Origin of the sequence: Litoribrevibacter albus (assembly GCF_030159995.1) — a bacterium.
Taxonomy (GTDB): domain Bacteria; phylum Pseudomonadota; class Gammaproteobacteria; order Pseudomonadales; family Litoribrevibacteraceae; genus Litoribrevibacter; species Litoribrevibacter albus.
The window spans coordinates 77,166-90,234 of record NZ_BSNM01000011.1 but is presented as its reverse complement, the minus strand read 5'-3'; the positions used below and the strand labels follow the sequence as shown (position 1 = coordinate 90,234).

The following is a 13,069-nucleotide window of genomic DNA, read 5'->3' as shown; positions in this document are numbered from 1 at the left end:
TAGAGGGCGGAACAATGGAAGATCAATCAATTCTTGTCTCGGGGAAGGCGCTCACTGGATTTAGTGGCTTCTCTCTTTCTGAACGCGTTGAGTACTTAAAGCAATTCGGTGGTCATAGCCAGTCTTATTCTGCTATGCAGCCAGGTATGAAGTATTTTGATCTGCCAGGTGTTGGTTTCATTGGCTACAAACAAAAATTTGGTGTGTCTTTTGTACTGGGTGACCCGATCTGCGCTCCAGAGCACAGAGAGCATTTGGTTGCTCAATTTTTGAATAAGCATCCAAACACTTCCTTTGTTCAGGCATCTGAAGACGTAGCCGTTATGATGCACAACCGATTTGGTTATAACTCAACACAGTTTGGTATCGAGTCTTTTATTGATCTGACGAAGTGGTCGCTTAAAGGTAAGAAGAAGCAAGTTTTGCGAACTGCGCTTAACCAAGCGGAAAAGCGTGGTATCGAAGTAAAAGAAAGTTATGCAGAGCAGCGCACGAAAGAGATTTCCAAGGCGTGGTTGCAAACTCGTAAAGTGAGTAAGAAAGAAATTAATTTCCTTATTCGTCCTATGAGCATGGACTATAAGGAAGGTTCTCGTAGCTTCTATGCGTATCAGGATGGTGAGCCTGTTGGCTTCATCTTCTTTGATCCGATTTATGAGAACAATAAAATTGTTAGTTATGTGCCTAACATTTCTCGTGCATGTGCGTCTTTCAAACAAGGTATCTGGTATACCTTAATGTTACATGCGATGGAGGTGTTTAAAGAGGAAGGTGTAGAACGTATTGACCTTGGTCTGATTCCTCTTGCGGGTCTTGATGCACCTGCTTCACATGAGTCAAATGTGTTGAAAGGCATCATGAAGTTTGTCTACGACAAGTGTAATTTCCTATACAACTTTAAAGGATTACATTTCACGAAAAGTCGTTTCCGTGGTGAAGAGTTTAAAATTTACTATTGTCACCGCCGCTCATTGCCAACGCGCGATATTCTAGGCGTGCTGTTGCTATCGAATCTGCTTTAACCTCGTTTGGAGGCAGATATTCCGCTTTTGCGTTATTACGTTTTTAGCCCACCATTGGTGGGCTTTTTTATGGGCGGCTCTTTTTTGGGGGCTCTTTTTTGGGGGCTCTTGTGTAAAAGAGTCTTTTGGGATGCCTTTACTCGTTGAGTTTCAGGTATAGGGCTTCATTGTTCAGTCTTTGGGGTCGATTGTTCTTTTTGTGCTTGGGTTGCTGTTCTTGTGCTTGAGTTACTCATCTTGAATCAACACTTCTTGCGGCCACATGTCGGTGAACGCAATGTCTTCGTCTATGGCATTAGGGTCTGAAATCTTCTGAGCAAAGGTCCAGAGATAACCATCCAGGTCTTTGGCCGTGTAGATCTGATCGCCCCAAAAGGTGTCTATCAACTCAGACAGAATGGTTGCTCCGCAGGATTGAGCGCGTTCAAAGTGGGATTCAATGTCCGGGATGTAGAGATAAATACCGATACCTTGTTGAGTCCCGATTTGTTTTGGTGTTTGGGAAATGCTGCTGAAGCTGCCCTGGCGTTGAATCATGATTCTTGCTTCCAGACAGAACATTTCAGCAAAGATAACCAAACCTTCTTTGACGATGGGGTTGCCTATCGTTTCAAAGCCAAAAGCCAGCTCATAAAAGTTGATCGACTTCTCTGGTTCTTCAACCGTAAGACAAGGCGTTAGCTGAGGTACATGGTTCGGTTTGTAGTGGGAAGACGACATAGGGCTGTCCATTAAGAAGCCCAATGGCTTCGGATAGGGGTTAGCGATACACTAACTTTAGAACAGCCCTAAGATCTATACAAAGTGGATTTATTCTGCGCAGCCAATACAGGTTGTTGCAAAAGGAAGTGCATCTAAACGGGCTGGATTAATCTCTTCACCGCAAAGACTGCAAAGCCCATATTCACCGCTTTGTAAGCGATTGAGTGCGCTTTTGATTAGTTGGAGTTCTTCTTTACCTTCGTGTTCGAGTGCGTGCAATACATCCAGGTTTTCTTGCTCAGTTGCTTGTTCACTGAAGTCCTGGCTCATAGGCTCAGATCGATTTAAGTCTTTACTGATTGCGCTAACTCTACGTTCAATTTGCTCTTTTTGTTCCAGAAGCTTTGTTCTGACATGATCAAGATCCATAAGCCACCTCCTAGATTCTGACGTTTGCTGAATCATTCCTAATTGAAATCATCATCTCAGGCGATTGATTAGCGTGTATTGATATATATCAGATGAAGAATAGGAAAAGTCATTGTCCTACTTTTTAAGTATATCTGATGAAATGAAGTACGCAGGGGGAAACGCTTAATTCTAGGGGGCAAGGGATGATTCTGATCAAGAGTGGGCCTTATCATGACCACTAAATATGGTCATGATAAAGCTGGTATTGTGGGCTAACGAGTAGCGGCTAAGTTAGTCAAAAACCCGTTCATCCATGCATTGATCGAAGGTCGCAATACTGTCTCCATTTCGCATGACGTTTCCTTTCCAGCGATAAATCTGACGGAACGCTAGGGAACAGGCATCTTCCGGGTAATACCGGCTGAAGCTTAAGGAGATAATGTCTCCTTTTTTCACATCAATACACTCTTCAATGGGAAGATAGGCATGCTTCCAGCTGTCTGAACAGCTGCGCTTAACTAAACAGTCACCGGAAATATCCAGAGAGATGTTGTCGCTCAATGTCGCTATGAAGTAACACTGAAAACCTGTTAATCGAGCATCTTGTTCAATCACAAAGGAACGCGATTTATGGTAGGTGGAAGATTGACTCCAATCACCATGATATCGCTGAATCGCCTGAGGCTGACTGAGTCGGGACGATGCTGGCAGCACAGTATCGTAGTACAGGTTAAAGCGATTATTTATGGCCTTCTGTTCCAGCAGTTTATCCAATTGATAATTGGGGTTAAGTGTCTTGATCTTTCCTTGTTTGATGGCGTTGTGTGCCACTTCCGAAGTGACCGGCGCGATAAACGAGCAGGCATCTCTGGGCAGGCACTTTCCATCAGGTTTCAGAAAGCGCTCAATGGCATCGCAGATGATGGGTTGGAAATCTTCATTATCGGCGATATTGCCAAGGATCTCTGAGATCAGAACATCGGCACGTTCAGGTAATGTTACATCATAGGAAAGCTGATTGAGGGCAATGAAACGATCAGCGTACTCTGTTTTCGCCATCGATTGTTCGGCAAGCTTTAGGATATCGGAGTCGAGGTCAATTGCGTAGACGCGACTGGCGCCTGCTTCTAATGCCCACAAACTCAAAATACCCGTTCCGGCACCAAGATCCACCACCACATCACCGGCTTTGACCGTCTCTTTGATTGCTTGCTCATACGCCTGCATTCGCAGGCGATCATTGAGCATTAGCTGGTGGAAGGACTCATCCCAATCGAGTAACACCTCGGAAAAGGGCAGCCAAGGTTGATTCGTTTCATACTCGGCATAAGGGGAATGATTATTCACAACCGGCCTCCTTCCTTAATGGTTGGACAATGCCTTGGCTGGACTTAATTCATCCACTAGGCTGAGTTTGTTGGATTCCAATGCGTAAGCACCAGGCCCTGTCAAAGCCACTGCTGCCGCAATGAAGGAAAGGAATAGAGGATATTCCCAGCCACCGTTTTCAGCTGTAAATAACCATCCGTTCCCACTGTGTGCCCAGGTAGCTCCCAGAAGAATCGGAACAACCAAGGCTGCCGAAAGACGGGTCTTAAAGCCGATGATCAGTGATATGCCAGCAATGGCTTCGACAAAAAAGACCACATAGGCAAACCAACCGGGTAATCCGATGGAATCAAAGTAGTTGGCGGTCCCTGCTAATGTGAATACCACCATTTTTAAATAAAGGCTGTGTGATAACAGAACAACGCCTAAAGCGATGCGCATCAGTAACAGACCATATGGACTAAGGTTTGTATTCATAGTTGTATCTCCGTATTTATGGGTTTTGTTGTAAGGTTCCGTTGTTGTGAGGAGTTGATTTTAGATTACTGCTTTTAGGTACTGCGTGTTCATCAGAGACTGATGAGATTTCTACCGTTAAGCTGCCACACTCGGGGCCTGCGACTTGCTCTCCTGTATCAATTCGGAAAACGGATTGATGCAGAGGACAGGCAATGGTTTTTTTCTCCCAATTGACCTTGCCGTGATCAAGTCGACCCGCACGATGTGGGCAGTGTCGCGGAAGGCGATAACACTTGCCTTCATGCGACAGTAGAAATGTTCCTTCCTCCCGATACTCCTGGCTCTCAGCCATCAGAGTAACTCTGGATGTGTCTGTCACTACGGTGTTTGTTCGAGCTGTTTCTGTCATAGCCGTATCTGTCATAGCCGTATCTGTCATGGTTGTGTCTCCGTAACAGACGCTCGCGCGTGCAGTTGAGATACGCGCTGGGCTTTAAGCACTGCTTGTTCAAATGCCTGATTGGTAACTAAGCTAGCCAGATTCACACCCTGCCAGGCTTTTTTCACATTCAGAGTGTCGGTTTGATGCATAGCTTTGAGGATGCGAAAGCATTCTTTGGCGTGAAAATCATCAATGTGACAGTGCTCGCTGTAATAATGATGTTGCTCAATACCTAAGCGTTGGCAGGCTTCGGTATAGCAAGGAAACACGGCAGGAATAATGCTTTCAAGGTAGGTGAGCGCACCAACAAAGTAGGATGGATCATCGGCGCGTAATGTCAGCCAATAGAACATGTTAACAAAGGCATAACTGCTGCTTTCGATCTTATCGAAGTAGTAGTCCACCTCGGTCGGCATGGTGAGTTCTTCCAGCAGTTTACGATACAACTTGGTATGCGTTTTGGCAGGGTTGGCTGAACCAAACTCATCGATAAGAATTCGCAACATCGGCAGTTGGGCTGCTAATGACAAGCGGGGCATGATCGCGTAGAAGATCTGCGCTTCGGTCAATCCATCGAGGGCAAATTCTTGTACCAGAATACGAAACTGTTCGAGTGAGATCCGCTCCGAAACAAAGCGGGCACTGTCGGGTTCGTCGGCGGATTCCATTGTGATCATTTGTTTTATTTCACTCACTAAATGCTCATAGCTATCAATCACCGGTGTGCTAGAAAGTGAGCTGAGCGCCGCATCAATCCATTGCTGCTCAAAGTCTAAGAACGATTGTTCATGGGGTTTGGCATGGATAACCTGATCGCGGTTGTAATGGTACAGTTGTTGTTGATTGATCATATGCTACTTCCTTCAAGACGGATCAAAGCAGTAATCACTTGAAATGACACCGGTGCTATTCAGAAAGTGTTTGATGTGTGCGTACCAATCTTCAGCGAAAATCTGGTGGCGTTCACACAGTTCTCCGATTTGGGACTTCAATTCATCCGATGGTGCCTGAGTGGCTTGCAGACAGAGTTGAGGGTAGACGTTGCTCAGCGAGCAAATGTTTCCGTCTGCAAATCGGTCATCGACGATCTTGTCTTCCCAGCCTTGATAGACCTTTACGCCGTTGGATTGTAAGTGCGCTCGAATGGCGTTGAATTCCTCTGAATTGCTCGATTCCTTAATGCCAACGACTCTTGGCAGTTCAGAAATTCTGACCAAGGTTTCAGGCTGTGTTGTATTCAGTGAAAGCTCAGATTCGTTGTAGATGTAGATATCAATCGAAAGCTGATCATGAACTTTGCGATAGTGTTGATAGATGTCTTCCTGGCTGATGGCTTCATCAAATGGACTGGTAATGATGATGCCATCAATGCCTAGCTCGGCGCCAAGTTGTGCAAAGCGAAGCACTTCTTCGGTGGTAGGCTTCTCAATACCGGCGACAATACGATGAGTCGGAGCGTATTTTCGGGTATAGGCCACCATATCGCACCAGTCTTCTTCGCTGAGTTTCCAGCCTTCGCCTGAGGTCAGGCACGGAATGTAGCCTTCTGTATAACTTTTGGTACGCTCAATTAAGGCTTTAACACTGAACTCACACACCTTTTTCTGTACATTCAGAGGCGTTACCAGAGGGATAAGAATAGATTTATTAGACATACTGTTCACTTCCTGAGGCACTGGATTTAAAGGGCACAACCAACACTTTTGATGTTTCGTAAAGCGCATCCAGAATCGTTGAAAACACCGGTTCCTGAGGCATTTCAGGGGTAGGTATTTTCTCTGCTTTGGTGATTGTGATTGATGGTGTTAGATGCTCTTCAAACTGCCCTAAATATTCTTGAAATGAGTTCTGGGCATGAAGCGCTTGATCATGGGTGAACAACACTCCGTTTTGATTAATTACTTGCGCGATCAAGAGCTTCTGTTGAACAGATAGGTGAGCACTTGCAAACCTATCATCCTCATTAATACGAGCGATATCCGCTTCGCAATAGCCAACACGCTGAACATCCATTTCGCTGTGCAGAACGTCCATGAATGGGTAATAAGCGTCTTGTATCTGACGCTCATATTGCCAAACGTGCTCATCACACAGCCCCACCTGTTCAAGGTTCATGAATACTTGATCCTTGAAGCAGCTTGCCATAAATCCTACTGATCTTTGGCGAACCGTTTCGTTTTCGGAGTGCATACCCATAAAGAGCGAAGCGTCGATGAAGACTTTGTTATTTCTCAAGTTCATTGATTACTCCTGCCGCCACTTTCATTGCGCCCAAGAACATGTCCGAGTTTCGCGCGAGTGCTAAACGAATGAAGCGTTGGCCTCTTTCCGGATGTGCCCAGTAGAAGTATTTACCTGGTAACACGTAGACGTTGTGAGCCCGTAGTGTTTCCTGAAGCTGGTCTGCATTGATGTTGGGATCGGTGATTTCAAACCAGGCCACGCTGGATTTGATTTGGGGAGCGCAATAGCGGAGCAGGCCTCCGTCTAAGTAATTGATGGCTAGTTCCCGGTTTACATCCAAGACATTACGTACAGATGCAAAGTCGTCCTTCATGCTGTCTTCGACGTATCGAGTCACCATGTTCAGAATGAACGGAGAAACATTGAGTAGAACACTGGTCAGGATGTTATACACATCGTCGTTAATGTTTTTGCTGGTTTGCAATGTCGAGCACTTGGCGTCTTGAATAGGCCAGGTTTTACCTGTGTCTTCCATTGCAATGAAGCTTACCTGACTGCCTTCAAGGATTTCATATACATCGAAGCGAGCACCACCAGATACCTTGATGAAAGCACTGAAACAGAAATCCATGATGAGCAGCTTGTTGTAGTCTTTACAGAATCGAACCAGCTCCATGAAGGCTTCAGTCCCGTCTGAAAAAATACTGAAACCGGTTGGGTTGTTTGGGTCAACGATGAAAATGGCATCAAGACCCAGAGCGTGCTTCACCATGTTGTCATAGATGGTGCTTGGGTCTGTAAATAAGGATTCGTCTAAGGGGGATAGTGGAACACGCATGTGTTTCATCAAGTCGTGTAGGTTATCAAAACAAGGCTCAATCAGACCAACGCTCAGACCTCGTTGCATTAGGTAGGTTGCCGTAATGTGCATGGAAATAGAGGCGGCATATACCAGGTAGATTTCATCTTTACGCTTCAATGCGGTGGTTTGTCCGTGCATTGTGTAGAACTTTTCGATGAACTCTTGTTCGCATTCGTATTGGGTTTTCTTTTCTGCCGTATACCAGAGGTTTGGAAGGCTGTTAACGATTTGCTTTTGGGATTCGCTCTGGCTTTGATGGGTGTGGGCGTCAGCAAGGTTGTATTCTGTTTTTAGCGCTTCAATTTCGTGCTGAGTGATATCTAAGAGCTCTGACTTGTTGCTCGTTTCAAGGTTTGAGGGTTGTTCAAGAACTGTATTATCCATAATGGCCTCCTATTAAATTTACTGGTTACTTAAGATGAGTTAGTCATCATTAAAAAACTGAAATGGTGATGAGGTTACAGCGCATATCCCTTGCAAATAAGTGAACAACATGCTTCTCAATTCGAGATTCATACTAGCAAGTAAATTTTTTAAATGATTGATTCTTAGATGTTTTTTTCTGCAAAAGGGGATTGCAAAAATGCCAGCGTGAGGGTGCAAAAAGGGTCACAGAAATTTCTGGCCATTCTGCATTCCCATAGATTTCTGAAATGCAGAATGGCCAGATACGTGTTGAATGTAGAGATGAGGTTAAGCGTGATCGAGTTCCGCGAATTGGGATTCAATCAAAGAGGACAAGTGGCTGTTACGGTTGAGCAGAAAAGTGGTTAGTCGCTCGGGATAGTCGGCTGTCACTGCTTGCTTAACGGACGCCCGCTCGGAAAGAACGTTGCGCCATTTTTTAACCTTATCAAGACCTGAAAAGAGATCAGTATCCAGGTATTCATCAATCACATCAAAGTAGCGAAAAACCGGGCCAAATGCGGCGTCGGTCATACAGAAATCAGGCCCTGAGAAGTAGGGAAGCGTGATTTCCTGTTCCAATCGCTCAAACTTTAATCTGAGTTGTTCGGAAGCATCTGTAAACGCTTGAGGAGTCTTTGCGTTATAGAGTTGCCCGATGTTATTCAGGATTTGAGAGGCAAATTCGTTCCATGAACGATGTTGTGCCTTCCGAAGACTGTCTTCCGGATGAAGGGAGCCGGGTGTTGTTTCATTCAGGTATTCGCAAATCACCATAGATTCAAACAACACATCGTCGTCATTCACTCTTAAGAGCGGCACTTTTCCTGTCGCGGATATTTTTTTGAACCACTCCGGTTTGTTGCCTAGGTCGATGTAAGTGCGTTTATGCGGGATATTTTTCTCAGTCAACACAATCACAGAGCGCTGAACGTAGGGGCATAAGTGGTGGCTGACAAGTTCTAAGTCGGATGATGTCATATCAATAGCTCCGGTCGAAATATTAAGAAGGGAGAGTTGTGCTTGTTGTGTAAGAAAGATGAGTATCTGTTCTATCTATTGACAATTTTATCTGAAACTTCTTTCGACCAGGTTTGCAATAATAACGACTGCGTTTGCAGTTTTACGTATTGACAGATATGCCTAATCGTTAACGGGTTAGAGTTTATTAGGGTGATAGACTCGAACGCTTCACGGGGTATCAATGTTAAAAGATTCAATATGAAAGGAATGTGCAAGGGATAGCCGTGCTTAATACAGTTGGCATAGAATAATGAATAACTATTAATTATCTCGGTTCTGATAGAGAGCGTTTCAGGGAAAGAATAAGGATAAGCAATGATTAAGTTGGATAACTTAAACTGGGACGATTTAAAGTATCTGGTCGCTGTGTCCCGAAATGAATCGTTAGCCAAAGCCGCGACGGCATTGAAGGTGAATCATTCCACGGTGTTTCGGCGAATCAATCATTTGGAAGAGGCATTGGGAGCCAAAGTCTTTATTCGAAGTTCCGACGGTTATCATTTATCCGAGTTGGGAATGGATATCTTAAATTATGTTGAGGATATCGTAGATCGGGTGGCTGATATCCAGCTGGCTTTGGATAACCAGAATAACGGACTGTACGGGCAAATTAATCTCACTGTGCCGCATAACTTTGGTTATGCCTTTTTACCCAAATACATTGGTGATTTTCAGAAAGAACACCCTGAAATCATCGTCAATTTACACGTGACTAACAATGACTGTAATTTATCCAAGCGTGAGGCTGATCTAGCCATTCGTGCGTGTCCAGCGCCGCCTGACTATTTGGTGGGAAAACACCTCTTCTCTCTAAGGTGGTCTGCCTATGCGTCGGAAGAGTATTTGGCTGAGCATGGTGAACCGGAGACTGTTGATGATTTGCCTCGTCATAAATTGATTTGCAGCCACATTAATTTAATGAACTTGCCTGCCTTTAAGTGGATCAGGGAAAACATTCCTGCAGAAAACATTGCTGCCCGGAGTAATGATTTGGTATCCATGTCGGCACTGGCTGTAGCCGGAGTCGGAATTGCTCTGTTACCGGATGATCAGGCAAAACCTTCTCTTAAACGGTTATTTACCGTCGATTTTATCAACCCGAGTAATATCTGGTTGTTGTATCACCCGGACATGAGAAATTGTCGTCGATTAAAAGTATTCAAAGAGTTTTTGATAGATAAGCTCCGAACCGAGCCTTTATTTATTGAATATAATTGTCAGGTTGATCGTTGATTTATAGCGTGGTTCGCGCTTTGCGGATCATGTGGATTACAGGAGCCAACCTGTTCAGGTGAGCGTTTGGTGGTTATCTTTTAGTGATGACCTGTTAGCGGTTAGCTCCTGATGTGTTTCTTCAGCCTAATCTTTCACTGAATGAAAAATTAAAGACCTTCACGTTTAGCGTTGCGTAACGTCCATACGTAATCCAAACCAACGTAGGGAATAGCATTGCCGTTTTCATCCAAAAACAGAGTTGGATTAAGAGCGCCAATGTGGCCCATCGGTAAACCTTCATCGTTGGTACCTTCAGTGATCGGAATTGGCATGGAGTCTCCTGATTCTCCCTTCACCGCAAGAGCGTGACAGGAAACACATGACATAGACCCTTGATCGAGCACACCTTCAAGATGGGAGTTCACCAATACCGTCGGATTTCCTCGGTTGTCCACAATTTCTGTTTGGGTCCCGCGCAAACGATAGTTTTCCCACTTAGTGCCTTCCAGGCCAAAGCCTTGAGGAATCTCATTACAAGACAGGTTTGTTGGCGGACACGCAGCACTGTCTTTGGATGGTATGACCCAGCCTTGGAATGCTTCCGGGTAAACTTGATTCCAGCGAGTATCGTTATCGACATGCTCGAAGGTAGCCCAGAACCAGGTTGGGTAGTCTTTAGACGCAATGTGCATGGCTGAAAGACCATAGATAATGGTTTCCCCGTCACGCTCAACTTCTACCCAGTGGTAGTAAGGCTTGTCAGCTTCCGCAATTTTCACCCAGCCGGCTTTAACGGTTTTGGAACCCAAAGGAAAATCAATGTCTCTCACGCCTGCTTGAGCAAGGCGTTCTTGTTCATCAAGGCTGTATAGGTGGTTTTTACGAATGAAGCGATAGGCTTTTGGGTTAATACGAACGGCTTCATCATCAAAGTTACTGTAATTGCCAACCGGATACGAATAGAACCCGCCGTTTGCACAGCCATCTTTCCAGCGAGGGGGCTTTGCTGCACCGTCAAGGAAGGTTTCTTCACGAGATTGCCAAACTTCCCAAACGGTGAGTCCATTATCTCCGAGTTGCTTGTCGTGATCGGGTTTGCAATCTGAGAGCTTGGCTGGGTGATTCAAATCGGTGAACAGTTGCCAGGCATATTCATCTGAGTGGTTGAGTGCAGCGTTGGTGTTGTAGCCAGAGATGGAGCGCTTCAGCGTGTGGTTTTCTCCCGCCATTGATTCGCTTGAACATGCAGCGCCTAGCATGAGGACGAGGGCAGGGCTAAGTATTCTCGAAAGTAATTTCATTATTGTACCTATTCCGTTAGTTAGAGGTGGCAAAAACACTAACAAGGTTATATGGATGAGAACATCATCCGCAGATGAAAGCAGTGCAAAGCTATTTTGCATATCTGCAAACGTCCGATAGGCTTGTTGTAGCGAGCAGGAATGCTTGGGATTGTGTGGGATTTTCAGTTGCCACGGGCTTTCATTCTTTTTTCTTACTTCGCTTAATAATGAAGACCCGGTTGGTAGCGCTTTAAAGGAAGCGGTTGAAATGCAGGATGCTTCCAAATTTAGCACCAGTCATTCAGCGGATGGAATGGAACTGTAAGCCGAATGACTATTCTAATTAACATAAACGATGAGGGGATAAACTATGGCGATTGAAAGCATAACATTAGGTGGTGGGTGTTTTTGGTGTGTGGAAGGCGCATTGCAACTGATTAATGGTGTTCAATCTGCCAAGTCTGGATACTCAGGTGGGTCAATGTTAAACCCAACCTATAAAGCGGTTTGCACCGGTGAAACAGGGCATGCAGAAGTGGTTCAGGTTGAGTTTGATGCTTCTAAGGTGGATCTTGAAACATTGTTAAAGGCGTTCTTCGCCATTCATGATCCTACCACGTTAAATCGGCAGGGCGCGGACATTGGTACTCAGTATCGATCGGTGATTTTCTATCACAATGAAGACCAGAAATGCGTTGCTGAACAGGTTATTAATGAACTCAATCAATCGGGCATTTGGAGTGATCCTATTGTTACTGAGGTGAGTCCGGTTGATCACTTTTATGAGGCGGAAGACTATCACCAGAATTATTTTTCTGAGAACCCGAATGAGCGGTATTGTCAGTTCGTTATTCAACCTAAGTTGAGAAAATTCGTGTTAGAGCATAAGGAACTCATCGAAGGCGAATAAGCAATTATTTCAGTGGTGATTGGATGCACAGGAATAAAGAAATTTGAAACCAAACTGATGTTGATCAGGGGCAGAGTGCTCAAGAAATACTATGCTCTTAGTAAAGGATAGTAAGCAAGAGGAATTAAAGAATGCCAAAACAAACCTTAAAAAACGCCTTGTCTGAACTTAAAGAAAGTATTGAGAGTGATGACTTGAAAGATACCACGCAAGTGGAGGATTTAGCGGAGCGGATCGAGCATCAATTAGAATACAAAGATGTGTCAGATTGGGATGAAGATTTGATTACTGAGTTAGAACAACAGGTGATTGAATTTGAAGAACAGCATCCGATGATTTCTGGTGCTTTGAAGAGCATTGTTAATGCGCTTCAATCGATAGGGGTGTAGAGGGTAAGTAGTTTTAAATTGATTCTTTCGTTATTGGCTGTGCCTAAGAAGGTTAATGCTTAAGCGCAGCCAACGAACATCCCGGACTTACTTCAAAGAAGCATAGTAGGCAGCGATGTTTGCGATATCTGCATCGCTCAACGGTTTTGCCATAGACCCCATGATAGGATCAGCACGCTGGCCTGATTTGAATGCTTTCAATTGTTTTGCAATGTAAGCTGCTTTCTGACCTGCAAGGTTAGGATACGTATCCATAATACCAATGCCGTTAGAACCGTGGCAGCCTGAACATGTTGCTGCTTTTGCTTTACCTGCTGCTACATCTGCTGCTTGAACTGAACCTGCGGCTAACATAGCCAATGCAATCACGCTCATGATTTTTTTCATTATATTCTCCTGATCAAAGAAAGTATCCGATACCCAAATATCAGTT

Annotated in this window: 16 protein-coding genes; 4 read left to right on the top strand and 12 right to left on the bottom strand. The window is 44.7% G+C overall.

Annotated elements, in window-relative coordinates; translation table 11 throughout:
- Nucleotides 1-14 precede the first annotated feature (14 nt).
- On the top strand, nucleotides 15-1,022 hold the full coding sequence (locus tag QQL66_RS07520; protein ID WP_284380467.1) for a DUF2156 domain-containing protein: 1,008 nt from the start codon (nucleotides 15-17) through the stop codon (nucleotides 1,020-1,022).
- A gap of 228 nt (nucleotides 1,023-1,250) precedes the next feature.
- On the opposite strand, the gene QQL66_RS07515 is transcribed toward QQL66_RS07520, so the two are convergent.
- From QQL66_RS07515 to QQL66_RS07470, 10 genes are all read right to left on the bottom strand, one after another.
- The gene (locus QQL66_RS07515; protein ID WP_284380465.1) at nucleotides 1,251-1,742 is read right to left on the bottom strand and encodes a VOC family protein; all 492 of its coding nucleotides are present in this window, start codon (nucleotides 1,740-1,742) and stop codon (nucleotides 1,251-1,253) included.
- Nucleotides 1,743-1,832: 90 nt separating this feature from the next.
- Nucleotides 1,833-2,153, bottom strand: coding sequence for a TraR/DksA family transcriptional regulator (locus tag QQL66_RS07510; protein WP_284380464.1), 321 nt, complete (start codon nucleotides 2,151-2,153; stop codon nucleotides 1,833-1,835).
- 273 nt (nucleotides 2,154-2,426) lie between these two features.
- The gene (locus QQL66_RS07505) at nucleotides 2,427-3,482 is read right to left on the bottom strand and encodes a 50S ribosomal protein L11 methyltransferase (RefSeq protein ID WP_284380462.1); all 1,056 of its coding nucleotides are present in this window, start codon (nucleotides 3,480-3,482) and stop codon (nucleotides 2,427-2,429) included.
- Nucleotides 3,483-3,497: 15 nt separating this feature from the next.
- On the bottom strand, nucleotides 3,498-3,941 hold the full coding sequence (locus QQL66_RS07500) for a DoxX family protein (RefSeq protein WP_284380460.1): 444 nt from the start codon (nucleotides 3,939-3,941) through the stop codon (nucleotides 3,498-3,500).
- Nucleotides 3,942-3,957: 16 nt separating this feature from the next.
- Complete coding sequence (locus tag QQL66_RS07495) at nucleotides 3,958-4,362, bottom strand: Rieske (2Fe-2S) protein (protein ID WP_284380458.1); 405 nt, start codon at nucleotides 4,360-4,362, stop codon at nucleotides 3,958-3,960.
- Complete coding sequence (locus QQL66_RS07490) at nucleotides 4,359-5,216, bottom strand: iron-containing redox enzyme family protein (protein WP_284380456.1); 858 nt, start codon at nucleotides 5,214-5,216, stop codon at nucleotides 4,359-4,361. Before QQL66_RS07490 ends, QQL66_RS07495 begins: the two co-directional genes overlap by 4 nt.
- Nucleotides 5,217-5,228: 12 nt before the next feature.
- Complete coding sequence (locus QQL66_RS07485) at nucleotides 5,229-6,020, bottom strand: dihydrodipicolinate synthase family protein (RefSeq protein ID WP_284380455.1); 792 nt, start codon at nucleotides 6,018-6,020, stop codon at nucleotides 5,229-5,231.
- Nucleotides 6,013-6,606, bottom strand: coding sequence for a DUF6190 family protein (locus QQL66_RS07480; RefSeq protein WP_284380453.1), 594 nt, complete (start codon nucleotides 6,604-6,606; stop codon nucleotides 6,013-6,015). The genes QQL66_RS07485 and QQL66_RS07480 overlap by 8 nt, the downstream gene beginning before the upstream one ends.
- Complete coding sequence (locus QQL66_RS07475; RefSeq protein WP_284380451.1) at nucleotides 6,590-7,795, bottom strand: aminotransferase class I/II-fold pyridoxal phosphate-dependent enzyme; 1,206 nt, start codon at nucleotides 7,793-7,795, stop codon at nucleotides 6,590-6,592. The genes QQL66_RS07480 and QQL66_RS07475 overlap by 17 nt, the downstream gene beginning before the upstream one ends.
- 309 nt (nucleotides 7,796-8,104) lie before the next feature.
- Entirely contained in the window at nucleotides 8,105-8,797 is a 693-nt protein-coding gene (locus QQL66_RS07470) for a glutathione S-transferase family protein (RefSeq protein ID WP_284380450.1), read from the bottom strand.
- Nucleotides 8,798-9,154: 357 nt separating this feature from the next.
- On the opposite strand from QQL66_RS07470, the gene QQL66_RS07465 reads away from it, so the two are divergent.
- The gene (locus QQL66_RS07465) at nucleotides 9,155-10,072 is read left to right on the top strand and encodes a LysR family transcriptional regulator (RefSeq protein ID WP_284380448.1); all 918 of its coding nucleotides are present in this window, start codon (nucleotides 9,155-9,157) and stop codon (nucleotides 10,070-10,072) included.
- A 149-nt stretch (nucleotides 10,073-10,221) separates the two neighbouring features.
- On the opposite strand, the gene QQL66_RS07460 is transcribed toward QQL66_RS07465, so the two are convergent.
- The gene (locus QQL66_RS07460; protein WP_284380447.1) at nucleotides 10,222-11,283 is read right to left on the bottom strand and encodes a hypothetical protein; all 1,062 of its coding nucleotides are present in this window, start codon (nucleotides 11,281-11,283) and stop codon (nucleotides 10,222-10,224) included.
- A gap of 424 nt (nucleotides 11,284-11,707) precedes the next feature.
- Here QQL66_RS07460 and msrA point away from each other — a divergent pair, with 424 nt between their 5' ends.
- Nucleotides 11,708-12,247, top strand: a complete 540-nt coding sequence (gene msrA, locus QQL66_RS07455) for a peptide-methionine (S)-S-oxide reductase MsrA (RefSeq protein WP_284380445.1) — start codon at nucleotides 11,708-11,710, stop codon at nucleotides 12,245-12,247.
- 131 nt (nucleotides 12,248-12,378) lie between these two features.
- Entirely contained in the window at nucleotides 12,379-12,636 is a 258-nt protein-coding gene (locus QQL66_RS07450; protein WP_284380444.1) for a DUF4404 family protein, read from the top strand.
- An 87-nt stretch (nucleotides 12,637-12,723) separates the two neighbouring features.
- Here QQL66_RS07450 and QQL66_RS07445 read toward each other — a convergent pair whose 3' ends face one another.
- Nucleotides 12,724-13,023, bottom strand: coding sequence for a c-type cytochrome (locus QQL66_RS07445; protein WP_284380443.1), 300 nt, complete (start codon nucleotides 13,021-13,023; stop codon nucleotides 12,724-12,726).
- Nucleotides 13,024-13,069: the final 46 nt, after the last annotated feature.